This window comes from Labrys sp. (in: a-proteobacteria), assembly GCF_047605565.1.
In the GTDB taxonomy this organism is placed as follows: Bacteria; Pseudomonadota; Alphaproteobacteria; order Rhizobiales; family Labraceae; genus Labrys; species Labrys neptuniae.
Window position 1 is genome coordinate 164,830 of sequence record NZ_JASGFM010000004.1, and the last position, 24,551, is coordinate 189,380.

The 24,551-nt window shown below is 64.4% G+C and carries 21 protein-coding genes; 12 read left to right on the top strand and 9 right to left on the bottom strand.

Going from position 1 to position 24,551, the window contains the following annotated elements; all coding sequences use genetic code 11:
• Positions 1 to 209 precede the first annotated feature (209 nt).
• Both QM672_RS06195 and QM672_RS06200 read left to right on the top strand, forming a co-directional pair.
• Positions 210 to 587: a DUF2147 domain-containing protein gene (locus QM672_RS06195; RefSeq protein ID WP_311934804.1), complete on the top strand. Its 378-nt coding sequence runs from the start codon at positions 210 to 212 to the stop codon at positions 585 to 587.
• An 88-nt stretch (positions 588 to 675) separates the two neighbouring features.
• Positions 676 to 1,707: a cupin domain-containing protein gene (locus QM672_RS06200; RefSeq protein WP_415081311.1), complete on the top strand. Its 1,032-nt coding sequence runs from the start codon at positions 676 to 678 to the stop codon at positions 1,705 to 1,707.
• Between the two features lie 65 nt (positions 1,708 to 1,772).
• Here the strand turns inward: QM672_RS06200 and gatB are convergent, their stop codons facing one another.
• From gatB to gatC, 4 genes are all read right to left on the bottom strand, one after another.
• Positions 1,773 to 3,239, bottom strand: coding sequence for an Asp-tRNA(Asn)/Glu-tRNA(Gln) amidotransferase subunit GatB (gene gatB, locus QM672_RS06205; RefSeq protein WP_311934806.1), 1,467 nt, complete (start codon positions 3,237 to 3,239; stop codon positions 1,773 to 1,775).
• Between the two features lie 48 nt (positions 3,240 to 3,287).
• Positions 3,288 to 3,626, bottom strand: coding sequence for a chorismate mutase (locus QM672_RS06210; RefSeq protein ID WP_311934807.1), 339 nt, complete (start codon positions 3,624 to 3,626; stop codon positions 3,288 to 3,290).
• A 2-nt stretch (positions 3,627 to 3,628) separates the two neighbouring features.
• Positions 3,629 to 5,167, bottom strand: coding sequence for an amidase (locus tag QM672_RS06215; protein WP_415081314.1), 1,539 nt, complete (start codon positions 5,165 to 5,167; stop codon positions 3,629 to 3,631).
• Positions 5,168 to 5,255: 88 nt separating this feature from the next.
• Positions 5,256 to 5,543, bottom strand: a complete 288-nt coding sequence (gene gatC, locus QM672_RS06220) for an Asp-tRNA(Asn)/Glu-tRNA(Gln) amidotransferase subunit GatC (RefSeq protein WP_311934809.1) — start codon at positions 5,541 to 5,543, stop codon at positions 5,256 to 5,258.
• Between the two features lie 194 nt (positions 5,544 to 5,737).
• Here gatC and QM672_RS06225 point away from each other — a divergent pair, with 194 nt between their 5' ends.
• Together QM672_RS06225 and QM672_RS06230 are read left to right on the top strand one after the other, a co-directional pair.
• Positions 5,738 to 7,453, top strand: a complete 1,716-nt coding sequence (locus tag QM672_RS06225; protein ID WP_311934810.1) for a caspase family protein — start codon at positions 5,738 to 5,740, stop codon at positions 7,451 to 7,453.
• Between the two features lie 54 nt (positions 7,454 to 7,507).
• The gene (locus QM672_RS06230; RefSeq protein ID WP_311934811.1) at positions 7,508 to 8,503 is read left to right on the top strand and encodes a hypothetical protein; all 996 of its coding nucleotides are present in this window, start codon (positions 7,508 to 7,510) and stop codon (positions 8,501 to 8,503) included.
• Positions 8,504 to 8,576: 73 nt separating this feature from the next.
• Here the strand turns inward: QM672_RS06230 and QM672_RS06235 are convergent, their stop codons facing one another.
• On the bottom strand, positions 8,577 to 9,278 hold the full coding sequence (locus QM672_RS06235) for a metal-dependent hydrolase (protein WP_311934812.1): 702 nt from the start codon (positions 9,276 to 9,278) through the stop codon (positions 8,577 to 8,579).
• A 229-nt stretch (positions 9,279 to 9,507) separates the two neighbouring features.
• Between QM672_RS06235 and ruvX the strand changes: the two genes are divergently transcribed.
• Complete coding sequence (ruvX, locus tag QM672_RS06240; protein ID WP_245443533.1) at positions 9,508 to 9,972, top strand: Holliday junction resolvase RuvX; 465 nt, start codon at positions 9,508 to 9,510, stop codon at positions 9,970 to 9,972.
• 4 nt (positions 9,973 to 9,976) lie between these two features.
• Complete coding sequence (locus QM672_RS06245) at positions 9,977 to 11,338, top strand: FAD-dependent oxidoreductase (RefSeq protein WP_415081317.1); 1,362 nt, start codon at positions 9,977 to 9,979, stop codon at positions 11,336 to 11,338.
• 117 nt (positions 11,339 to 11,455) lie between these two features.
• Here the strand turns inward: QM672_RS06245 and QM672_RS06250 are convergent, their stop codons facing one another.
• The 3 genes from QM672_RS06250 to QM672_RS06260 form a co-directional block, all read right to left on the bottom strand.
• Positions 11,456 to 12,433 carry an Ldh family oxidoreductase gene (locus QM672_RS06250; protein WP_367622818.1) on the bottom strand — a complete coding sequence of 326 codons (978 nt, stop codon included), beginning with the start codon at positions 12,431 to 12,433 and terminating at the stop codon, positions 11,456 to 11,458.
• Between the two features lie 108 nt (positions 12,434 to 12,541).
• On the bottom strand, positions 12,542 to 13,837 hold the full coding sequence (locus QM672_RS06255) for an MFS transporter (protein ID WP_415081320.1): 1,296 nt from the start codon (positions 13,835 to 13,837) through the stop codon (positions 12,542 to 12,544).
• A gap of 216 nt (positions 13,838 to 14,053) precedes the next feature.
• Positions 14,054 to 15,583 carry an ABC-F family ATP-binding cassette domain-containing protein gene (locus tag QM672_RS06260; protein WP_415081322.1) on the bottom strand — a complete coding sequence of 510 codons (1,530 nt, stop codon included), beginning with the start codon at positions 15,581 to 15,583 and terminating at the stop codon, positions 14,054 to 14,056.
• A gap of 391 nt (positions 15,584 to 15,974) precedes the next feature.
• On the opposite strand from QM672_RS06260, the gene QM672_RS06265 reads away from it, so the two are divergent.
• Positions 15,975 to 16,922: an aspartate carbamoyltransferase catalytic subunit gene (locus QM672_RS06265; protein ID WP_311934817.1), complete on the top strand. Its 948-nt coding sequence runs from the start codon at positions 15,975 to 15,977 to the stop codon at positions 16,920 to 16,922.
• 13 nt (positions 16,923 to 16,935) lie between these two features.
• Complete coding sequence (locus QM672_RS06270; protein ID WP_311934818.1) at positions 16,936 to 18,234, top strand: dihydroorotase; 1,299 nt, start codon at positions 16,936 to 16,938, stop codon at positions 18,232 to 18,234.
• 99 nt (positions 18,235 to 18,333) lie between these two features.
• On the opposite strand, the gene QM672_RS06275 is transcribed toward QM672_RS06270, so the two are convergent.
• Positions 18,334 to 18,771 carry a hypothetical protein gene (locus QM672_RS06275; RefSeq protein WP_367622822.1) on the bottom strand — a complete coding sequence of 146 codons (438 nt, stop codon included), beginning with the start codon at positions 18,769 to 18,771 and terminating at the stop codon, positions 18,334 to 18,336.
• A gap of 253 nt (positions 18,772 to 19,024) precedes the next feature.
• Here QM672_RS06275 and plsY point away from each other — a divergent pair, with 253 nt between their 5' ends.
• The 4 genes from plsY (at position 19,025) to QM672_RS06295 (ending at position 24,542) form a co-directional block, all read left to right on the top strand.
• Positions 19,025 to 19,630, top strand: coding sequence for a glycerol-3-phosphate 1-O-acyltransferase PlsY (plsY, locus tag QM672_RS06280; protein ID WP_311934820.1), 606 nt, complete (start codon positions 19,025 to 19,027; stop codon positions 19,628 to 19,630).
• Positions 19,627 to 20,769, top strand: a complete 1,143-nt coding sequence (gene dprA / locus QM672_RS06285) for a DNA-processing protein DprA (RefSeq protein ID WP_311934821.1) — start codon at positions 19,627 to 19,629, stop codon at positions 20,767 to 20,769. The genes plsY and dprA overlap by 4 nt, the downstream gene beginning before the upstream one ends.
• 262 nt (positions 20,770 to 21,031) lie before the next feature.
• On the top strand, positions 21,032 to 23,686 hold the full coding sequence (topA, locus tag QM672_RS06290; RefSeq protein ID WP_415081326.1) for a type I DNA topoisomerase: 2,655 nt from the start codon (positions 21,032 to 21,034) through the stop codon (positions 23,684 to 23,686).
• 97 nt (positions 23,687 to 23,783) lie between these two features.
• Positions 23,784 to 24,542 (top strand): DUF2259 domain-containing protein, encoded by a 759-nt coding sequence (locus tag QM672_RS06295; RefSeq protein ID WP_415081328.1) that lies wholly within the window; start codon positions 23,784 to 23,786, stop codon positions 24,540 to 24,542.
• Positions 24,543 to 24,551: the final 9 nt, after the last annotated feature.

Here is a 24,551-nt window from a genome sequence, read left to right on the forward strand (position 1 = left end):
TATGCTCACAATCTAGCCAGTCACAGAGACGGCAGCAAGCGGAATTCGCCTCCTAAACAAGCATGCCTGCAAAACGGGCAGCGCAGGGCAGATTCATCGCCCCGCCATCTCGATACTCCGATTTGCACATTACCCGCGTTTGGCAAATGATGCGGTTGCGCAAGGGCACCTCATGCCGCCCCTCACAGTCGCGCCCGGGAGTGAGATCGATGAAGATTAAGCTATCACAATTCGTTATAGCCACTATCTCAACCATTTTATTGGCAGGCGCCGCCCAGGCCGGCGATGCATCCGGGACCTGGCTGAGGGAGAATGGCGAATCGAAGGTGAAGATCGCTCCGTGTGGCGAAGCGCTGTGTGGCTCCGTCGTCTGGGTCAAGGATCCCAAGCATCAGGACAATGTCGGCAAACGCGTGTTCTACGACATGGCGCCGTCGGGCGACGACAAATGGAAAGGCAAGGCCTTCAATCCCGAGGACGGCAAGACCTATACCGGCACCATGACCCTTTCGGGCAACCGGCTCACCACGGCCGGCTGCGTTCTCGGCGGCCTGATCTGCCGGTCGGTCAGCTGGAACCGCCAATAGAGACATGGCGGGCGTGCCGTTCCGATGCACGGTGCGCCCTTCCGGCCGAAACGAGGCCGAGGACTGTTTGGCGAAAGGATTTGGAGCGATGACGGCAGAGAGCAAGCCGGCGGCGCGGCCGATTTCGTCGGATGACGTGCCCTGGACGGAATGGGCCGAGGTGCCGCGCTTCGGCGTGCGATACCGGCATCTCACCCGGGCGGCGATCGGCGATTCCTATCATGTCGGGGTCGCCATCGAGGAGTTGGAGCCGGGGAAACAGAGCTCGCCTGCGCATTTTCACATCTTCGAGGAAGAACATGTCTTCGTCCTCGATGGCGAGCTTGCCGCACGGGTCGGCAGCGAAACGCACAGGCTGAAGGCCGGCGACTACATCTGCTTTCCTGCCGGGCAGAGGGCTGGCCATTGCCTGCTCAACCAGGGCAGCGCGCCGGCCCGCTACGTGATCATCGGCGAGCGCAACGAGAATGAGGTGGTGGTCTACACCGACTCCAACAAGGTACTGGTGCGGGCCCTTGGAAGGGATGCCCTCCTCGACCTCGAAGCGGCACGCAATTACTGGGATGGCGAGGCCACCGGCCTCGACGCCCCGGTCTTCCCCCGCCCCGACATCGTCGGCAGTCTTGCGACCAAGCCTGTCAAGCCGCTTGCACCGGTCTCGCAGGACCACGTGCCCTGGGACGAGAATGGCGCCGGTCCACAATTCGGTGGCTCGTCCAAGCACCTGACCTATGCCGCCGCGGGCAAGGCTTATCATGTCGGCGTGCTGATCGAATCCCCGGCTCCTGGCCTGCGCCTCTGCCCAACCCACTATCACATGCTCGAAGAGGAGCATGCGCTGGTCCTCGAAGGAGAGCTGACGCTCATCCTGGGCGAAGAGCGCCTCAGGATGAAACCAGGCGACTATGTCTGCTTTCCGGCTGGCCAGAAGATCGGCCACTCCTTCGTCAACAGCGGCACGGGGCCCTGCCGCTACCTGATGATAGGCGAGCGCAACCTGAACGAGGTCTGCGTCTATCCCGACTCGAACAAGATGGCCGTCGATGCACTCCAGCGCGTTGACGGCGTCTTCGATATGTCGGCGACAAGAGATTATTGGGACGGCGAAAAGACTGCGTAGTCAGATCCTGGCCATCCCGGGATCGCAGGCTCACGGCATGCAATCCCAGGATAGCGTACCGCTTCTCAAAGGCCGAGCTTGGCCTTCAGGATATCGTTCACGGCCTGCGGATTGGCCTTGCCGCCGCTCTGCTTCATCACCTGGCCGACGAACCAGCCGAGCATGGTGGGCTTGGCCTTGACCTGCTCGACCTTGTCGGGATTGGCCGCGATCACCGCGTCGATGGCCGCCTCGATGGCCCCGGTATCGGTGACCTGCTTCATGCCGCGAGCCTCGACGACGGCACGCGGGTCGCCGCCTTCGGTCCAGACGATCTCAAACAGATCCTTGGCGAGCTTGCCCGAAATGACGTTCTCGCCGATGAGATCGACGATCGAGCCGAGCTGCGCGGCGGAAACGGGCGAAGCGGTGATGTCGAGCCCTTCCTTGTTGAGGCGACCGAACAATTCGTTGATCACCCAGTTCGCCGCGATCTTGCCGTCGCGCCCCGTGGCGACCGCCTCGAAGAAATCGGCGGATTCACGCTCGGCCGTCAGCACGCCGGCATCGTAGGCCGACAGGCCGTACTGGCTGACGAAGCGTGCCTTCTTGGGATCGGGCAGTTCCGGCAGATGGCCGGCGAGGTCATCGACATAGGCCTGGTCGAATTCGAGCGGCAGGAGGTCCGGATCGGGGAAATAGCGATAGTCATGCGCTTCTTCCTTCGACCGCATCGACCGCGTCTCGCCCTTGTTGGGATCGTAGAGGCGGGTCTCCTGGTCGATGGAACCGCCGTCCTCCAGGATGCCGATCTGGCGACGGGCCTCGACATCGACGGCCTGGCCGATGAAGCGGATCGAGTTGACGTTCTTGATCTCGCAACGCGTGCCGAAGGGCTCGCCCGGACGGCGCACGGAGACGTTGACGTCGGCGCGCAGATTGCCCTTGTCCATGTCGCCGTCGCAGGTGCCGAGATAGCGCAGGATCGTGCGCAGCTTGGTGACATAGGCGCGTGCCTCGTCGGCCGAGCGCAGGTCCGGCTTGGAGACGATCTCCATCAGAGCCACGCCCGACCGGTTGAGGTCGACCAGCGAGACGTCGCCGACATGCATGGACTTGCCGGCGTCCTGCTCCAGATGCAGGCGCTCGATGCCAACGCTCAGCGTCTCGCCGGTCTCCGGCACCTCGACGATGACCGTGCCCTCGCCGATGATCGGCTGCTTGTACTGCGAGATCTGGTAGCCCTGCGGCAGATCCGGATAGAAATAGTTCTTGCGGTCGAACACCGACTTCAGATTGACCTGCGCCTTGAGGCCGAGGCCGGTGCGGATGGCCTGGCGTACGCATTCCTCGTTGATCACGGGCAGCATGCCGGGCATGGCGGCATCGACCAGCGAGACATGGGAGTTGGGCTCCCCGCCAAACTTGGTGGAGGCTCCCGAAAAGAGCTTGGCCTCGGAGGTGACCTGGGCATGGATCTCCATGCCGACGACCACTTCCCAATCGCCCGTGGCGCCCTTGATCAGCTTCTTGGGATCAACCGTGGCGTTCATGTCTAGGCTCCGGTTCGAAGTAGAATTCAATGTTTGAACGGGCTGATGTCAGCCTCGTTTGTCCGTGGTCAGGTGCTGGTTCTCGTAGTCGATGATCCAGGCCACCATGTCGCGCCAGATGAGTTCGGCAAGTTCGGGCGGCAATCCTTCGATTTCAGCCCGCCTGCAGGCCGATGCCACCACCTCCTCGACGCGCTCGGGGATGTTGGCAGGCAGGCCGTCGCGGTTCTTCACCTTGACCACCCGTTGCACGACCTCGAGGCGGCTGGCCAGGAGGTGCACCAGCTTTTCGTCGATGGCATCGATCTCGCGGCGCAGATCCGCCAATGTCTCGGTCGTGCCCGACGTCTTGCTGGTGTCCTTGCTGGTGTCCTGGCCGCCGCTCATGCTCAGGCCCACCAACGCTCGGGCCGGCCGAGCGAGCCGGCCGCCTGCTCGACGGCATGGCCGAGGGTGAACAATGTCTCCTCGTCGAAGGGGCGCCCGATGAGCTGAAGGCCGAGCGGCAGGCCGCCCGAGGACAGCCCGGCCGGAACGGACAGGCCCGGCAGGCCGGCCAGGTTCACCGTCACCGTGAAGACGTCGTAGAGATACATCTCCACCGGATCGGCACCGCCCTTTTCGCCGATGCCGAAGGCAGGCGACGGGGTAGCCGGCGTGAGGATGGCGTCGACGCCGCTGGCATAGGCCTGCTCGAAATCGCGCTTGATCAGCGTGCGGATCTTCTGGGCCCGGACGTAGTACGCATCGTAGTAGCCGGCCGAAAGCACATAGGTGCCGATCAGGATGCGGCGCTTCACCTCGGCGCCGAAACCGGCAGCGCGGGTGTTCTCGTAGAGCTCGGTGATCTCGCGGCCGGCAACCCGCTCGCCATAGCGCACGCCGTCATAGCGGGCCAGATTCGAGGAGCACTCGGCCGGCGCCACGATGTAATAGGCCGGCAAGGCATATTTGGTGTGCGGCAGGCTGATCTCGCGAATTTCGGCGCCGGCATCGCGCAGCCAGTCAATGCCCTTCTGCCAGAGTGCGTCGATCTCCGCCGACATGCCTTCCACCCGGTATTCCTTGGGAATGCCGATGACCTTGCCCTTGACGCTGCCGCCGATCGCCGCCTCGTAGTCGGGCACGGCGATATCCATGGAGGTGGTGTCCTTGGGATCGTGCCCGGCCATCGAATTGAGCATGATGGCACAGTCGCGCACGGTATGACCGAAGGCACCGGCCTGGTCGAGCGAGGAGGCGTAGGCGATGATCCCCCAGCGCGAGCAACGACCATAGGTCGGCTTGATACCGGTGATGCCGGTGATGGCGGCCGGCTGGCGGATGGAGCCGCCGGTGTCGGTGCCGGCCGCACCAGGGCACAGGCGCGCGGCCACGGCGGCGGCGGAGCCGCCGGAGGAGCCGCCCGGAACCAGGAAGCCGTTCGGCGTCTCGCCGGCGGCGCGTGCTTCTTCGAGCTTGCGCTTGCCGTCCTCGGCGCTCCAGCCCGGCGGCAGCCAGGGCGAGACGGCCGCCCCGAAGGCGGAGGTCTCGTTCGACGAGCCCATGGCGAATTCGTCGTTGTTGGTCTTGCCGAGCATGACGGCACCGTCGCGCCAGAGCTGGCTCGTCACGGTCGATTCATAGGGCGGCACGAAATTGTCGAGGATACGCGAGCAGGCGGTGGTGCGCACCCCCTCGGTGGCGAAGAGATCCTTGACGCCGAGCGGCACGCCTTCGAGCGGGCCGCCCTCGCCCTTGGCGAGCTTGTCATCGGCCCGGGCCGCCATGGCGAGCGCCTGCTCCGGCGTCTCCAGCACATAGGCGTTGAGGCCGCGTGCCTTTTCCATCGCATCGAGATAGGCCTTGGCCGCTTCGGTTGCGGTGAAGGTCTTGGCCTTCAGGCCGTCGCGGATTTCAGCAAGGGTGAGATCGGTGATGTGGCTCACGGAAAGATGTCCTGAACGGATGCAGCCCGGGTTCGAAGCGACGCGGAGTGCCGCGGCTTGAGCACGCTGGGCCTGGAAATGGCGTAATTCAGTCGACGACCTTGGGAACGAGGAAATAATTGTCCTCGGAGGCCGGCGCGTTGGCGACGATCTTCGCGGCGATATTGCCGTCCGTCACCACGTCCTGGCGCTTCTTCATCAGCATCGGCGTTACCGAGGTCATCGGTTCCACGCCATCGACATCGACTTCGTCGAGTTGGGCCACGAAATCGAGGATGGCATTCAGCTCGCCCTGCAAATGCGGAACGTCTTCTTCGGTGACGGCAATGCGCGCAAGACGCGCGATACGCTTCACCGTGGCGGCATCGACAGACATGAAACCCTCGATTGTGCGCGAAATCACGGAACGGCGCGGTCTATCACGCGTAGCTTTGCAGGCGCAACCGATCTTGTCCCCCATGATGTCGTAAAGCGGGGGAACGAGTCACGTTCGTTTGACGCCATTTGCGCGAAGTCCTTCGCATGAGGCCCTTGCGTAAGATATTCTTCTTCGGTGACCGGGGAACCGCCATGAGTGCACGCCTCGCCCTTGTTCTCCTTGCCATGCTGGCCTTCGGGGGCGGCGTCATGCCGGCTTCGGCCAAGCTCCTGGCTCTGGTCGTCGGCAACAATGCCTATCAGGAAGTCGCGCCGCTGCAGACCGCCGTGAACGATGCCCAGGCCATGCGGGACGCCCTGCAGCGGGCGGGCTTCACGGTCACGCTGGTGGAGAATGGCACCAAGCGCCAGATCAGCCGGGCCATGGCCGCGGTGGAGGGGGCGATCAGCCCCGGTGACACCGTCCTCTTCCACTATTCCGGCCATGGCGTCGAGATCGAGGGCCAGAACTGGCTCCTGCCCGTCGACGTTCCCACCGCCAGGGAGGGCGAATCCGGGCTCGTCAAGGATGAATCCTTCAATGCCGCCGACATCATCGACCGCTTCCGGGCGAAGGGCGCAAGACAGGTGGTGGCCATTCTCGATGCCTGCCGCAACAATCCCTTCGCCCAGGGCGGCACGCGCGCCCTGCCGACCACACGCGGCCTCGCGCGCATGGAAGCCGACGGTGGCGTCTTCATCATGTTTTCGGCGGGGACCAAGCAGGAGGCGCTGGACCGCCTGTCGCCGGCCGACTCGGAAAAGACCTCCGTCTTCGTACGTTCCTTCCTGCCCCTGCTGGGCCGCCAGGACCTGACATTGATCGACATGGCCAAGGAAACGCAGGAGAAGGTGCGGACCCTCGCCCGCAGCGCCGGGCGGGAGCAGATCCCCGCTTATTATGACGGCATCGTCGGCCGCGTCACTCTGACGGGCGAGTTGCCGGCCGCCCGCGTGAGTGCTCCGCCGCCACCGGTCACGCCCGATTCCAATGCCGCCGGCACCAGCCAGTCGGAAAACCTGTTCTGGCAATCGATCCAGAACAGCTCCGATCCCGCCATGTTCCAGGCCTATCTCGACCAGGTGGGCACCGGCACGTTCACGGGGACCTATAAGGTGCTCGCCCAGATCAAGCTTGCCGCGCTGCAGCCCAAAGCCGCGCAGCAACCGGCAGCGAAACCTGCTCCTTCCTCGCCGCCACCTGCCGAGCAAGCCACCCTGTCGCCGCAGCCCACGCCCGGTAACGCGGTCGCCGACGCCGCTGTGACGGCCTGCGACCAGGCAGCCGCGGATGCGCGCGACCCCGACAAGCCGGCCGCGATTGCCGGAGCAAGATTGTCCGGCGACGGTGCCTCGGCGGCCATAGCCGCGTGCAGCAAGGCCATTGCGGTGCCCGCAGCGCCGCGCCGCGTCTTTTATCAGCTCTCCCTCGCCTACGCACAGGCCGGACAGGATTCGCTCGCGCTGGCCCAACTCCAGAAGGCGGCCTCGCTCGGCCACGGCCTCGCTCTCTACGAGCTCGCCGGGCGCTATCTGGCTGGCCGCGGTGTTCCCAAGGATGCCATCAAGGCCCTCAGCCTCTACTACAAGGCGATCGATGGAAACTATGCGCCGGCCGTCAGTCGAATCGCCTGGATGTATGCCAACGGCCTTGGCGCCAGCCGCGATTATCGCAAGGCGGCGGCGATCTACGAACTCGGAGTCAAGAGCAAGGAACCGACGGCCTATTCAGGCCTCGGCCTGCTCTATCTCAGAGGTCAGGGTGTGACCAAGGATGTCGGCAAGGCCTGCGATCTCTTCAGGCAGGGTGCAGCCGCCGGGGATGCCGACGCAGCCGGCAATCTCAATGCCAAATGCCCGCCGGGCTGAGCGACAGGCGCAGGCAGATTCAGTCGGACGGTTGGAAATGAGCGGAGAGCGCAGATGTCGATGAAACTGCTGGCAGGGTCCCTGATCGCCACGGCGCTGGCGCTGTCCTGGAGCGCGCCGGGGCTGGCGGATCCTGCCCGCCCGCTGCTGCTCGCCCAGGCGAGCCAGTCGGCCGAGGACATCTTCTGGCAATCGGTGCAAAACAGCACCGATCCCGCCATGTTCCAAGCCTATCTCGACCAGGTGGCCAACGGCACCTTCAAGGGCATCTACAAGCCGCTGGCCGAGATCAAGTTGAAAGCCCTGGGCAAGGCTGCGGCACCGTCCACGCCGGCGCCGGAGACAACGGCCCAAGACCGCGCCACACCGCCGCCGGCAACGGAACCGACAACCTCGTCCCCTCCCGCCCAGACTGCTCAGGATGGGGCATTGTCACCCGATATCGAGGCCTGCGATCGCGCGGCCGCTCATGCGATGGACGAGCAGAAGCCGGCCAACCTGCCCGGCGTCACCTTCGACAAGCTCGACACCTCGGCGGCCATCACAGCCTGTCTCAGGGCGACGCAGCTTGCTGATGCGCCGGCCAGGGAGTTCTTCCAGCTCGGACGCAGCTATGACAAGGCCGGGAACTACAAGGAAGCCATGGTGGCTTACAAGGCTGCCATGGAAAAGGGACACAAACGGGCGATCTACAACGTGGCGACCGGCCTGATGAAGAACCAGCGCGGCGTCAAGAAAGACCCTGCCGCTGCTTTGGCACTGATGGAGAGGGCCGCAGACGAGAAAGTGATGTTCGCCCTTTCAGGCCTTGGCGACTATTACCGCCTTGGTGTCGGGGGGCGCCGCAACTACCCGAAGGCGATCGACTATTATAACCAGGCCATCGCAGCCGGCGATTCACAAGGCTATGTCGGCCTCGCCATCATGACCTATGACGGCACGGGCATGCCGAGAAACCGCAACAAGGCCTGCGATCTCTGGCAGAAGGGCTCCAGCCTCGGGGATGTCAACGCCGCCGACTACAGCAAGCGCTACTGCCGGTATCGCTGAGGCCGAGTTACAAATAGCCACCGCTTTGGACGCCGAGTCGCAGGCAGGCTACCCGCGACTCGGCCATGCATCCTCACCCGACTTCCACACTCTCACCGGATTTGGGCGCAAGCACCCGCGTCTTGGTGCCGGCGAGCCCCGCGGCGAAGGTATCGGCATTGCTCACCAAGCCGGGGAAGGTGGCGTAGTGGCAGGGAATGGCGACATCGAGGCCGAGATAGCGCTTCACCGCCAGTGCCGCGGTCTGCGGGCCCATGGTGTAGCGGTCTCCGATCGGCACCAGGCCGATCTTGGGCTGATGCAATTCGGCGATCAAGGCCATGTCGGAGAAGATGTCGGTATCGCCGAGATGATAGAGCGTCGGCTGGCCCGGCGCCTTGAGGATGAGGCCATTGGCATTGCCGACGGCAATGCTGACGCCATTGTCGATCAGGCTGGCCGAATGATCGGCTCTCACCATCGTGACGCTGAATCCGCCGAGATCGACTGTACCGCCGGTGTTCATCGGCTCGACCTTCTCCACGCCCTTACCCGCCAGGAAAGTCACCAGATCGGCGTTGGAGACCACCGTCGCACCGGTTTCCCGCGCCAGCTCGATGGTGTCGCCAACATGGTCGGCATGGCCATGGGTGAGCAATATGTGGCTGATGCCGGCGCTGACGGCGGCACGGTCTCCCTTGAAAGAGGGATTCCCGCTCAGGAAGGGGTCGAACAACACGGCCTTGCCGTCGAATTCGACCCGGAAAGCGGCGTGGCCGAGCCAGGTAATACGCATTTGGACAATTCCTTGAACAATGAGGTTGGTGTCATGAGTACAGCAACGAACCCGATCTCAAAATCGGGTCCGATGCGGAAGCCCGTTGCTCTCGCATCTTTTTGCCGAAAACCGGCCTCCACTTTTCGGCGCGATGCCCTAGAAAACCATAACGCCCGCAGCCCCCAAAATGCTATCGGCATTGCAGCCGGGCGCCAATCCCGGGACGCTCGCCCCCAGAGATATTTCCTTGATTGTTGATCTCTTCGACCTCGCCGAAAATTTGCCCGCCAACCAGCGCCTGCTCGGCCTCGATCTCGGCACCAAGACGATCGGCCTGGCACTATCCGACGTGATGCTCACCATCGCCTCGCCCCTGGAAACGATCCGCCGCACCAAATTCACCGCCGATGCCGAGCAGCTGCTCGCTCTCTGCGCCCGACACGAGGTCGGCGGCCTGGTACTCGGCTATCCCCTCAACATGGATGGAAGCAAAGGTCCGCGCGCTCAGGCCTCGGAGAGTTTCGCCCGCAACCTGCAGCGCCTGAGCGACCTGCCGGTTGCCCTGTGGGATGAACGCCTGTCCACGGCGGCCGTGACCCGAACCTTGCTCGAAGCCGACGCTTCGCGTCGCAGGCGGGCAGAAGTCGTCGACAAAATGGCGGCATCCTTCATTCTGCAAGGCGCGTTGGATCGCCTGGGCTATGGGCGATAGCATCATGAGAACGATCACTGAACCGGCGCGCCGGATCGACGTCATCCTGGAAACGGACGTCCTGGTGGTCGGCAGCGGCCCGGCGGGGCTGGCAGCCGCCCTCGCCGCCGCCCGGGCCGGTGCCGAAACCACGTTGCTGGAGCGCCATGGCTGCTTCGGTGGCAACATCACGCAGGTCGGCGTCGAAGGCTTTGCCTGGTATCGGCATGAAAACACGGTCGACAGCGAGGGCATCGGCATCGAGTTCGAACAGCGCGCCAAGGCCATGGGTGCGGCCCAACCCGAGCCGCAATCCGACAGCCAGGCGCTCGACGCCGAATTGTTCAAATATGTCGCCGATGTCCTGGTGCAGGAAGCCGGAATTCGTCCCCTGCTCCACAGGCTGGTGGTGGGCACCATCGTCGAGGACGGCGCGATCAGGGGTGTGATCACCGAAAGCAAGGCCGGCCGCGAAGCCATCCTGGCCAGGCGTGTGGTGGATGCGACCGGTGATGCCGATATCGCCTTCCGGGCGGGTGCTCCTACCTACAAGACGCCGCGTGAAGAGATGCAGGCCGCCTCGGTGATGTTCTCGATGTGCGGCGTCGACAAACGCCGCTTCCTCGAGGCGGTGAAGACCGATCCGCAGACCTACAAGGACTGGGGTGGTGGCGAATGGACGGTCGAAACCACCGGCAAGGAGGACGCGATGTTCTCGCCCTTCCTGCGCAAGCCGTTCAGGAAGGCAATCGAAGCGGGAGAAATTCCCACCAATCTGTCGACGATCTGCGGCACCTGGGGCGCGGTTTCCGACCAGGGCGACCTCACTTATCTCAATCTGGTGCATCTGCCCGAGCTGGACGGGACGGATCCCAACGACCTCACCAAGGGCGAGATCGAGGGGCGGCGCCAGGCCGTGATGGCGGTAGAGGCCTTGCGCCGCTACATGCCGGGCTGCGAAACCGCCAAGCTCCGCAATTTCGGCATGACGATCGGCATCCGCGATACCCGCAAGATCGACGCCCTCTACAATATGGTCGGGTCCGATGTGCGCGAGCAGGCCCGTTTTGATGATTCGATCGGCATCTTCCCCGAATTCATCGACGGCTACGGCATCCTGATCCTGCCGACGACCGGACGCTATTTCCATGTGCCCTATCGCGCCATGCTGCCTCAGAAGATCGAAAACCTGATCGTTGCCGGCCGCAGCATTGGCGGCGACAAGGTTTCACATGCCGCCGTGCGCAACATGATGTGCTGCGCCGTCGCCGGCCAGGGCGCAGGCGCGGCTGCCGCAGTTTCCCTAAAGAGTGGGCGCTCCTTCCGCGATCTGGAGATCGCGCAGGTCCAGCAGGAACTGCGCCGCCAAGGCGCGCGGATCCATTGAAAATATACCGAGTCTGGAAGATACCGACGCATCCGAGCCTTGGACACTTGACGATTTTCGAAACCGAATCAAAGATTTGGCGAAAATCGTCAGACGGAGCCGCAACGGCGAGACCGCTCAGCGTCCGTGCCGCTCCAGCGCCTCGATCACAGCCTTGGGAATTTCGATAGTGTCCTCGGCACGCTTGCGGCCGGGGATATGCACGCCTTTGCCGGACAGCCTTTCCAACTGCTTCTTCAGGCGATCGGCAAAGTCCGGCTCCAGGAGATCAGGCTTCAGAGCGAGGACGAACAGGCCCGTGCCCGGGCTCTTCTCGCCGGTCATGAAACGAGGGGCATCGAGCGACCAGTTCGCTCCGCTGATGCCGGCTGCCAGCACCTCCACCATCAGCGCGATATTGCCGCCTCGTGCGCCCCCAAAAGCCAGGAGTGCTCCCTTGACGGCCTCGCTCGCATCGGTCGTCGGCTGCCCGTGTGCATCGACCGCCCAGCCCTCGGGAATGGCCTCGCCCTTCTCGGCAGCCTTCCGGACAGTGACGAAGGCCGTGGCGCTGGAGGCCTGGTCGATCACCAAAGGCGGCCCGCCTGCGACAGGTGCCGCGAACGCCAGCGGATTGGTGCAGTACACCGCCTCGCTGCCCAATGCGGCCGCCATCAGGGCCGGGCCATTCGACGCGGCGATAGCCACCAATCCCTGTTCGGCCAGGCGGCGCACATAATAGCCGAGCTCGCCAGTGGTATAGCTGTTGCGCTGGGCGAAGACCGCCAGGCCATAGCGGCCGGCCCGGCTGCATAACTCCCGGTAGGCCCTGTCGAAGCCGAGCTGGGCGATGCCGCCCTTCGCATCCGAGCGGATGACGGCCAAGGCCGGATCGTCGAATTCCGGCTCCACATTGGTGGCGATCCGCCCCGAGGTAAAGCCGGCCAGATAATCGCGCAGATGCGCAAGGCCCACCGAGGGGCGCGCGGCCCATTCGGCAGCGACGATGGCATCGGCGAGCGACCTTGCAATCACCTCACTGGCACCCGCCCCCCGGCAGGCGCCATGGGCGAGTGTCCAGGCGGCCTCTCGCCCCAATCTCACGACATCCGACATTTGCGACAATCATCCCCCGAAGCGTTCCGCGATCTGCCGGAATACACAGGGCCTTATCCAACAAAAGGTTGGAGAAAACCAGCTTTCAGGCATGAAGGCCCGGTTGTTCTAGAACGCCGAAGCCGGATCCGGCCGGCTGCTCGCCAGCTTCGTGCGATAGATGAGCAGCGCCGCGATCAATCCGCAAGCAGCCGCCACCGAGAGCCACAGCCCCGGAGCCGCCTTGTTCTGCAGCAGGGAGATCAGCCAGGTGGAGATCGCCAGCGAAAAACCGCCGAGCGCCGTGGCGAGGCTGTAGGCCAGGGAGAAACCGGTGGTGCGGACATGGGCCGGCACGATCTCGGTCAAGGCCACCACCATGGCGCCGTTATAGCTGCCATAGAGGAAGGAAAACCACAGCTCGACCTCCAGCATGCGCGCAAAGCTCGGCGCGCTGACCAGCCAGGAAAGCGCGGGATAGGCGGTCACCAGCATCAGGAAGGAAAAGATCGCCAGGATGGGAAAGCGCCCGACCCGATCCGACAACGCGCCCATCACCGGCAGCCAGATAAAATTGGAGATGCCGACGCACAGAGTGACCACGAGGGCATCGGATTCGGAGAGCTTGAGCACGCTCTTGCCGAAAGTCGGCGTGTAGACGGTGATGAGATAGAAGGAGACGGTGGTCATTAGCACCAGCATCACGCCGAGCAGCACGACCTGCCAGTTCTGCAGGAGCGAGGACACGGCCTGCTGCAGGGTCGGGCGGACCTGGCGCGCCTCGAACTCGGCCGTCTCTTCCAAGCTCCGGCGCAGGAAGAACAGCAGCGGCACGATCATGCAGCCGATGAAGAAGGGTATACGCCAGGCCCAATCGCTGATGGTCTCCGGCACGAACAGGTGATTGAGCGCATAGCCGATCAGGGCCGAGACGACGATGGCGACCTGCTGGCTGCCCGATTGCCAGGAGACATAGAAGCCCTTGTTGCCCGGAGGCGCCATCTCCGCGAGGTAGACGGAGACGCCGCCCAGTTCAACGCCCGCCGAAAACCCCTGCAGCAACCGTCCGACCAGCACCAGGATCGGGGCCAGCACGCCGATGGTCTGATAGCCCGGCACGAAGGCGATCAGCACGGTGCCCATTGCCATGATGCCGAGCGTGACGATCAGCCCCTGCCGTCGGCCGATGCGATCGATATAGGCGCCCAGGAACAGTGCGCCGAGCGGTCGCATCAGGAAACCGGCCCCGAAGGTCATGAAAGCTTGCAGAAGAGACGTCGTTTCGTTCTGGGAGGGAAAGAAGGCCTGGGAAATCTGGGTGGCGTAGAACCCGAACAGAAAGAAATCGAACATTTCGAGGAAGTTGCCGCTGGTGACCCTGAGTACGGTTCCCGCTTTCGACTGACCTGCCGCCGCGCCTGCCATGAGCGTTCTCCCCCGCTGTTCTTGTTTGGCGCCCCCCGGCACGGGCATTAAGAGCCAGCCCCCGTGCCCGGACAAGGGAAATATTCCAACCTCCGGAGGGGAAAGGCCCTTTCGAAACATGCGAAAGGGCCCATCCAAAAAACACGGCAATGCCGGGGTCTCCTGCCCGTTCTCCCGATCGTGCGCATGGCCAGACAAGAGAGCCGACCTGAAGAATCAGCCTTCCATTTGGCTGGCAGAGGCGAAGAATGCCTCCGGTCCGTCCACCTCGATGAGTTTCCGGCCCTCGATCAGCCAGAAGCGGCTGCCGACGGCCCGCACGAAGCTCCTGTCATGCGAGACCAGCAGGCAGCTGACATTGGGGCGCAGCAATTCCCCTTCCAGCGCCTCCTGGCCCTCGATGTCGAGATGATTGGTCGGCTCGTCGAGGAGATAGAAGTTCGGTTCGGCCAGGCGCAGCATCAACAGGCCCAAGCGCGCCTTCTGGCCGCCGGAAAGCTGGCCGATCGGGCGGGCCTGCTTTTCGATGGCGATGCCGGCCCCGGCCAGCAGCGAGCGAGCCCGCTGGTCACCGACCTCGAAGCGATGGGTCAGGGCGTGGTGTGGCGTCTGTCCGTCGTCGAGATCGGCCAAAGCCTGATCGCCATAGCCCAGGACCAGCGCAGGCGTTGCCTTGACGCCCTCCACGCTGGCATCAGGCTGTGCAATGGCACGGCGCAGCATGGCGATGAGGCGGCTCTTGCCCGCGCCGTTCCGGCCAAGCAGGACGATACGATCGCCCTGGCAGATGAAGCGCCGGCCGGTCCGGAACAGCAGCGTGCCATCCGGGATCGTCACGGCGGCATCCTCCAGCGTGACCAGCACCTTGGCGTGCGTGCCCTGGCTGGCGAGGCGAACCGCACCTGCCGAGCGCTCCTGATGGGCCGGCTTTGCCGCTTCCTCCAGGCGCTCGGCCCGCTCCTTGAGCTGCTTGGTCTTGACCACCAGGAGGTCGCTGCCGGAATTGATGCCAATATTGTTCAGCTTCGCCGCCTGCTTGCGCAATTGCTGGGCCGCCTTGATGTCGCGCTGATAGCGTCGTTCCTCGGCAGCGTCGGCGTCCTCCAGCGCAGCCCGCGCCCTGGAATAGGCCAGGGGGAAGAGCTGCGAGCGTTCCGGACGCAGGAACAGCGTGCGATTGGTGGTCGCATCGAGGAAGGCGCGGTCATGGCTCGCCACCAGCACCGGCACGTCGCGTGGCAGGGCATTGAGCCAGTCTTCCAGCAGGGCGATCTTGGCAAGGTCGAGATGGTTGGTCGGCTCGTCGAGCAGCAGCAGATCGGGGTCCCTGACCCAGACCCTGGCCAGCATGGCGAGCCTCAACCAGCCGCCGCTCAACTGCCCGAGTGCCCGCTGGCGCAAGTCGTCCGGCACCTGCAGCGAATCGAGGGTGACGTCGACCCGCCAGGCTTCGCTGGCCTGCGTTTCTTCGGGCAACGCCGCGAGGACGGCGTCGTAGAAGGGGATTTCGAGGAGCGCAGGCGGCACCTGCTGTTCGACGTGGCCGACCGTCAGGCCGCGCGACCTCGTGATGTCGCCCTCCCCGGCCTCCATCGTGCAGGCGATGCAGCGCAGCAAAGTGGACTTGCCGCGGCCATTGGCGGCCACCAGGCCGATACGGTCGCCGGCATTGATGCTGAGGTTGAGTTGCGAAAACAGCGGTGCGCTCAGCGTCACGCCGAGATTGCGCAGGGTGATCAGGCTCATGGGTCTATTCTCTGGTCCGGACCGGCGAACGCGGCATCCCGGGCACGCAGCCATCGGGAAATGCAGGCGAAGGCACGGCGTTTGACGATGTGCGGGTGCGCATGCGAGCGCATCCTGCACGGCCACGAAGGGCGGACCAGCAAGGGGAGATACGACCTCTGGTCAGCCCTGCAAACGCGTCTGCAGGGCCTGAACTGGGCCACGCTGGCGATGATGATCGCAGCGAATAATCATGCGCAGCCCTCCTTTCCGGGTTCGAGTATCGCCTCGCCGATAGCATTGGTCCGAGGGATAGGCAAGGGATCCGGCCCAACGCCCGCGGTGGAAAAACGGGCAAGGCGCATCTCCTGCCTTGCTGCCGTCACCTGTGAGGCCTATGAAGTCGGCTTTGATGACCAAGCCAGCTTCAGCGACATATCCGCACCGCCACCTCCTCGGCATAGAAGGCCTGACGGAGAGCGACATCATCAGCCTGCTCGACGAGGCCGACGAGCACATCGCCTTCAACAGGCAGGTGGAGAAGAAGTCGTCCGCCCTGCGCGGGCGAACCCAGATCAACCTCTTCTTCGAGCCCTCGACACGCACCCAGTCCTCCTTCGAACTGGCGGGCAAGCGCCTCGGCGCCGACGTGATGAACATGTCGGTCGGCTCGTCCTCGGTGAAGAAGGGCGAGACGCTGATCGACACGGCCATCACCCTCAATGCCATGCGGCCCGACGTGATCGTGGTCCGGCACAACCAGGCCGGCGCCGTGCATCTCCTCGCCCGAAAGGTCGATTGCGCCGTGGTCAATGCCGGTGACGGTGCCCACGAGCATCCGACCCAGGCCCTGCTCGATGCTCTGACCATCCGCCGCAACAAGGGACGAATCGCCGGGCTGACGGTGGCGATCTGCGGCGACATCCTGCATTCGCGCGTTGCCCGCTCCAACATCCTGCTGCTCGCCACGCTCGGGGCCCGGGTCCGGCTGATTGCTCCTTCCACCTTGCTGCCGGCCGGCATCGACCGCTTTGGCGTCGAGATCCACAGGGACATGAAGGAAGGCCTGCGCGATGCCGATATCGTGATGATGCTGCGTCTCCAACGCGAGCGCATGGCCGGCGCCTTCATTCCCTCGATCAAAGAATATTTCCGCTATTTCGGCCTGGACGAAGAAAAACTCAGCCATGCCAAGCCGGATGCGCTGGTGATGCATCCCGGGCCGATGAATCGCGGGGTGGAGATCGACACCGCCGTCGCAGACGGTGCCCAGTCGCTCATCCGCGAGCAGGTGGAAGCGGGCGTCGCCGTCCGCATGGCCGTGCTCGAAGCGCTCGCCCGCAACCTGCCGAATGTCTGAGGGGAATGAAAAGTTGACGAACACTCGCCCCCTGCTTCTGGCCAATGCCCTGCTGACCGATCCCGCTGCCCGGACCCAGCAGCATGGCGGTCTGCTGATTCGAGACGGCGTCATCGCCGATACCGGGCCTCATCTCACCGCCGGCGCTGTCGGGCCGGACACGGCCGTCCTCGATTGCGAGGGCCAGGTTGTCGCCCCCGGCCTGATCGACATGCGCGCCGTGACGGGCGAACCCGGCGCCGAACATCGCGAGACGCTCGCCACTGCCTCGCAGGCCGCGGCGGCCGGCGGCGTCACCACCATCGTGTGCACGCCGGAAACCCATCCGCCGATCGACGATCCGGCCGTGGTCGATTTCGTGCTGCGCCGCGCCCGCGACACCGCCATTGTGCATGTCCATGCCATGGCGGCGCTGACCAAGGGCCTCGCCGGCCAGGAGATGACCGAAATCGGCCTGCTCGGCGAAGCCGGCGCCCTCGCCTTCACCGATGGCGCGCGCAGCGTGATGAATGCGCGGGTGATGCGACGGACGCTGACCTATGCGCGTGACTTCGATGCCCTCATCATCCATCACACCCAGGACAGGGATTTGGCCGGCGATGGCGTGATGAACGAGGGCGAGTTCGCCAGCCGCCTCGGCCTGCCCGGCATTCCCGCCGAGGCCGAGGCGATGCTGCTGGAACGCGACATGCGCCTGGTCGCCCTGACCGGCGGGCGCTATCACGCCGCCACTGTCACCTGCCGCGCCTCGATCGAAGTGCTGCGCCGGGCCAGGCAGGACGGACTCGACGTCACCGCCTCCACCTCGATCAACCACGTGACCCTCAACGAGAACGACATCGATGGCTTCCGCACCTTCTGCAAGGTGTCACCGCCGTTGCGTCACGAGGATGACCGCATGGCCCTGGTGCAGGCCATCAAGGACGGGCTGGTCGATGCGATCGTCTCCGATCACAATCCGCAGGACGTCGAGACCAAGCGCCAGCCCTTCGCGGAAGCGGCTGACGGCGCCATCGGCCTGGAGACCATGCTCTCGGCCGGCCTGCGCCTGGTGCATGATGGCTCGCTCGACCTGATCGGCCTGCTGCGCGCCCTCTCGACCCGCCCCGCCGAGATCCTGCGCCTGCCCGGCGGCACCCTCGCCAAGGGCGCCAGCGCCGACGTCATCGTCTTCGATCCCGACGTGCCCTTCGTGCTCGACGCCGCCAGGCTGCGTTCGCGCTGCAAGAACTCGCCCTTCGACGGCGCTCGCCTCAGCGGCCTGGTCTCTCGGACCTTCGTCGCCGGCAAGCAGGTGTTCGAGCGGGGCTGAGGACCCGCGTCCGAAATGGGTAGCTCGTCCTTCCCGACCGTATCCTCGCAAGCTCTGCTTGTGAGCGGCTCAGCCGGGGATGACGACCGACTTCTCGCCTCACTCGTCGAAGGCCTGGTCCAGGGCCTGTTTCTGCGCCGTGCTGGGCCCGCCCAGATAGACCGGCTTGTCGCCGTCGCGGACCTCCGCCCAGGCCTGGCGGCCATCGGCCGTAAACAGGAAGACGCTGCCATATTCGGCACAGGTCACGTTGGTCGGGCAGACCATGGCAACGCGGTGAGGCGAACCATCGACGCTCACCTGCTTGGAGCCGAAGGTCATGTAGTCGCCCTTGCGCCTGAGCACATCGGATAGATAGTCGGGAACGGGCGACAATTCCTTCAAAAGGGCACCATAGGCCCCCTTGTAGGGCTGGGTCTTCACCAGCCGGTCCAAGGCAGGAAACTCCTTTTCGACCTGCTCGTTGTAGGTCGGCTGCTGCGCGAGAGCAACGCCGGCGAGACCGAAAAACAAGGCCGAAGCCACGATAAGACGCATCCAAATCTCCTTCAGCCGGCCGATTCCTACAAATGCGGCATGCCCTTGTGTCATACAGCATTGAACCAGCTCGGCTCACCAGGAAAGCCTTAGCGTGCTCCCGGGTCATCGCAATCCGTCGACCCGACAAAGGCTGAGGAAAACTCCTGCCTTGATCTCCCGCTCCCCATAGGGACAAAAATTTTCGTGGCCGGGCCTTGGCGAGTGGCGATAGTGTGCCGCACGAGCCTTTTCCTCCCGAAGCGAGCTGCCGATGTTTGCCGACCTGACCCTGACGACGACGCTGGCGGCGCTGCTGCTCGGCTATCTGCTCGGGTCGATCCCCTTTGGCCTGATCCTCACCCGCCTGGCAGGATTGGGCGACATCCGCGCCATCGGCTCGGGCAATATCGGCACCACCAATGTCCTGCGCACCGGACGCAAGGACCTGGCAGCCGCCACCCTGATTCTCGACGCCCTCAAGGGCACGGCCGCCGTGCTGCTTGCCCGCCATTTCTGGGGGGATGGGGCTGCGGTCTTTGCAGGGCTAGCCGCTTTCGTCGGCCATCTCTTCCCGATCTGGCTGAAATTCAAGGGCGGCAAGGGAGTGGCGACCTATCTCGGCCTCCTCGCCGCCTTTGCCTGGCCTATCGCCATCTTCTTCGCATTGGTCTGGGTCCTGGTGGCCTTCACCACCCGCTATTCTTCCGCCTCCGCCCTGACCGCCAGCCTGCTGAGCCCGATCGGGCTGCTGCTGATGGGCTATCAGCGTGAAGCTTTGCTCTTTACAGTCCTCTCGGTGGCCCTCTGGGTCATGCACCGCGCCAATATCGGCCGTCTTCTCAACGGCACGGAGAGCCGCATCGGAAAGAAGGCGTGACCTCGCCGGGACCTACCCTCTCGGACGAAGAAAAGCTGGATTGGCTGCGCCTGATCCGCTGTGACGGCATTGGCCCCATCAGCTTCAAGGGTCTCCTGGAAAGCCACGGTTCCGCCCGGGCGGTGATCGAGGCTTTGCCCGACATTGCCAGACGCAGCGGTCGAGCCCTCAAGCTGCCGTCCGATGCCAGCCTCCAGCGTGAATTGCAGGCGATGGCCACCCTTGGTGCCCGCTTCGTGGCGCTGGGCGAAGCCGACTACCCGCTCTCCCTGGCTGCCATCGATTCGGCCCCGCCCCTCCTCGCCGCCTGGGGCTCGCTCACCCCCCTGTCCCGGCCGATGGTCGCCATCGTCGGGGCCCGCAATGCCTCCGCGCTGGGGCGTCGATTCGCGGCTGTCATGGCGACCGAACTCGCCAATGCCGGTTTCACCGTGGTCTCAGGCCTGGCGCGAGGGATCGACGAAGCGGCCCATAGCGCCACGATAGCAAACGGCACCGTCGCCGTGGTCGGTGGCGGCCTGGGCAACATCTATCCTCCCCAGCACGCACAGCTCGCAAGAGACATCAGCGCAACCGGCTGCGTCATGTCCGAGATGCCGTTCGGCTGGGTGGCGACGGCACGCGATTTTCCCAAACGCAACCGCATCGTCTCGGGCCTTTCGCTCGGCGTGGTCATCATCGAGGCCGCTGCACGCTCCGGCTCCCTCATCACCGCCCGCCTGGCTTTGGAGCAAGGCCGGGAACTGATGGCAGCCCCGGGTTCCCCGCTCGACCCGCGCAACGAAGGCAGCAACAAATTGCTGCGCGAGGGAGCCATCCTGGTCCGGCATGCCGGCGATGTGCTGGAAGCCCTGACACCGTTGGTCGAACGTCCCGCGCCGCCGCCGCGCCGACCCGTTCAACCTCGCTTCAGTTTCGACGACACCTCACCCGCCTCCCCTTCCACTCCACCAGCCGTCTCGACAGGCGACCCCGACCAGGATCGGCTGATCGCCGCCCTCGGCCCCTCTCCCGTGGCCATGGATGAGTTGGTGCGAGCCTGTGGACTCGATGCCCGACGGGTTCAGCTCGCCTTGCTCGAGCTCGATATGTCGGGACGAATCGAACGGCACGGCAATGGTATGGTGTCGCTGTTGTAAGCCGGTCGGTCGAATTGACTTGAGCCCGGCTTTTGCCCATCTTGCCGCCGCCTTGGTGGTTGCAACACCACCTAATCTGACAAATGCGCCAGTTTGCAATTTTCGGATTTACCCTTATTTGGCAGTTAGCCGACGGCTCCAGGACGCCTATTCGCGCCGAAAAGCCGGACGGCCTGCTCGTTTCCATGCCCTGTTTGGCCGGCCACCGAGGTGAGCTCCTGGCAGGGGAGATTTCGTTTTCCGCGTATTGAACGGCCCGCCCATGCCTGTCGTCATCGTTGAGTCGCCTGCCAAAGCACAGACGATCAACAAATATCTCGGTTCCAACTACCAGGTGATCGCCTCCTATGGTCACGTGCGCGACCTGCCGGCCAAGGATGGTTCGGTGGAGCCCGACGCCGATTTCGCCATGGTGTGGGAGAACGACGCCAAGGCCGGCAAGCGCCTCAGCGACATCGCCAAGGCGGTGAAGGAGAGCGACAAGCTCATTCTGGCAACCGACCCTGATCGCGAGGGCGAGGCGATCTCCTGGCATGTGCTGGAGATCCTGCGCCAGAAGCGCGCCATCAAGGATATCCCGGTCGAACGCGTGACCTTCAACGCCATCACCAAGGACGCTGTCCTGAAGGCGATGAAGGCGCCGCGCGAGATCGACGAAGGCCTGGTCGACGCCTATCTCGCCCGCCGTGCCCTCGACTATCTCGTCGGTTTCCGCCTGTCGCCGGTGCTCTGGCGCAAATTGCCCAGCGCCCGTTCCGCCGGTCGGGTGCAATCGGTCGCGCTGCGCCTGGTCTGCGACCGGGAGCTGGAAATCGAGCGCTTCGTCGCACGCGAATACTGGTCCTTGGTCGCCACCTTGGCGACGCCGCGCGGCGATGTCTTCGAGGCCCGCCTCGTCGGCGCCGACGGCCAGAAGATCCAGCGGCTCGATGTCGGCACCGAAAAGGAGGCGCTCGCCTTCCGCGCGGCCCTCGACCAGGGCCGCTATGCCGTTGCCAGCGTCGAGGCCAAGCCGGCCCGCCGCAATCCGTTCCCGCCCTTCACCACTTCGACGCTGCAGCAGGAAGCCAGCCGCAAGCTCGGTCTCTCGCCGAACCGCACCATGCAGATCGCCCAGCGCCTCTATGAAGGCGTCAACCTCAATGGTGAGCAGGTCGGCCTGATCACTTATATGCGTACCGACGGCGTCGACATGGCGCCGGAATCGATCGCCGCCGTGCGCAGCATGATCGGCAAGAGCTATGCGCCGGGCTACCTGCCGGAAATGCCACGCCGTTATACCACCAAGGCCAAGAACGCCCAGGAAGCACACGAGGCGATCCGGCCGACCGATCCTTTCCGCACGCCCAAGGACGTCGCCCGTTCCCTCGACAACGAGCAGGCCCGCCTCTACGAGCTGATCTGGAAGCGCACCGTTGCCAGCCAGATGGCATCGGCAGAGCTGGAGCGCACCACGGTCGACATCCTGGTCGAGGCGGGCGGGCGCAAGCTCGACCTGCGTGCCACCGGCCAGGTCGTGAAGTTCGACGGCTTCCTGACGCTCTACAATGAAGACCGCGACGATGAAGGCGAAGACGAGGATGCCAAGCGCCTCCCGGCCATGAGCGCCGGTGAAACGCTCGACAAGAAGTCGATCGCCGCCACCCAGCACTTCACCGAGCCGCCGCCGCGCTACAGCGAGGCCACGCTGATCAAGCGCATGGAAGAGCTCGGCATCGGTCGGCCCTCGACCTATGCCGCTACCCTCGCCACGCTGCGCGACCGCGACTATGTCTCGATCGACAAGAAGCGCCTGAAGGCCGAAGACACCGGCCGTCTCCTTACCGCCTTCCTGGAGAGCTTCTTCGCCCGCTATGTCGAATATGACTTCACCGCGGCGCTGGAGGAACAGCTCGACCGCATTTCCAACCACGAGCTCGATTGGAAGGAAGTCTTGCGCGATTTCTGGCGTGACTTCTCCGCCGCGATCGACGGCACCAAGGAATTGCGCACCACCCAGGTGCTCGACGCCCTCAACGACCTGCTCGGGCCCCATATCTTCCCCGACCGGGGCGATGGCTCCAATCCGCGCCAATGCACGGTCTGCGGTACCGGCACGCTCTCGTTGAAACTGGGCAAGCGCGGCCCCTTCATCGGCTGCTCGAACTATCCCGAATGCCGCTACACCCGGAATTTTTCCGCCGGCGCCGGTCAGAATGGCGAAGCGGATGGCGGTGGCGAAGCCGGAACGCGCAAGCTTGGCACGGATCCCGAGAGCGGCCTCGACGTCACCCTCCGCGATGGGCGTTTCGGTCCCTATGTCCAGCTCGGCGAAGGCGAGAAGCCCAAGCGTTCAAGCCTGCCCCGCGGCATGAGCGCGGCCAATGTCGATCTCGAACGGGCCCTGGCTTTGCTCTCCTTGCCGAAGGAAGTCGCGGTGCATCCCGACAGCGGCAAGCCGATCCTGGTCGGCATCGGCCGCTACGGCCCCTATGTCCAGCATGAGAAGACCTACGCCAATCTCGACAAGGATGACGACGTACTGGCCGTCGGCGCCAACCGGGCCATCGCCCTGATCCTCACCAAGGAAAGCGGAGGTTCAGGCCGCCGTTTCGGCGCCGGTGCGCCGGCGGGCCGTCCCCTCGGCGACTATCCCGGTGGCGGCAGCGTCGAGGTCAAGCCCGGCCGCTATGGCGCCTATGTGACCAATGGCAAGGTCAACGCCACCCTGCCCAAGGGCATGGAAGCCGACGCGGTGACCCTGGAACAGGCCATCGAGCTCATTGCGGCCAAGGGCGGCAAGGCGCCGGCGACCAAGAAGGCAGCGACCGCCAAAAAGGCGCCGGCCAAGAAAGCCACGGCCACCAAGAAAACCGCTGCCAAGAAGGCAACCAAGGCAATCGTCGATTCCGACGAGGTACCGTTCGATACCGATTGATCACTGGGCCCAGCTGGAACCCTGTTCCCGCCGGGACTTCCTCAGGGCGCTCCAGGCCTCTAGCCTGCTCTTCTCATGCAGGCTGGAGGCAAGTGTTATGGTTCGTCGCGTTGCAGGGCTGATCGGCGCAGTCCTTCTGAACGGCCTGGCCCTTGCAGCCGCCCTCGCCGGTGATGCCGCCACGCCCGACATCATTGGCTTTTCCAAGGACGGTCGCTATTTCGCCTTCGAGGAATACGGCACGCACGATGCCTCGATCCATCCCTACAGCACGATCTCCGTGATCGATCTCGACACGGGCAAATCCGTGCCCGACGCGCCCTTCACCATCGAGCATGACAAGGAAGGCCCCGAAGACGCCGCCCGCACCGAGGCGCGCAAAAAGGTGGAGCCGCTGCTGACCAGGCTCGGAATCGGCGAGAAACCGACCCGACAGGCCGTGTATGAGGGCGCACGGCTCTTCGATCCACCACTCCCCGACCAGGCCTACGCCACCATGGCCGCCGAAGCGACGAATCTCAGCATCGGCGATGCTGTTCCCGGAGGGGACGTCACGGTGGACGTCCTGCCCCGCACGATCACCGATGCGGCTTGCTCGGCTCTCGGACGCGACAAGCTCAAGAGCTTTTCACTGGTGCGCACCTTGCCTGAGAACAACAGGGACAATGAAATCGTCTATGTCGACGAGGCTTCCGGGCAAGAGCGCGGCTGTTCCCAGTCCAATGGACTGAATGCGCTTTTCGTCTACAAGCCGGCCAATGCCAAGCCGCGGCTCGTGGCATTGGTGAGCTATTGGCCTCATAGCTGGGAGGAACCTGACCGACGCCATCTCGCCATCCCCGTTCCCTTGCCGTGATGGAAGCCA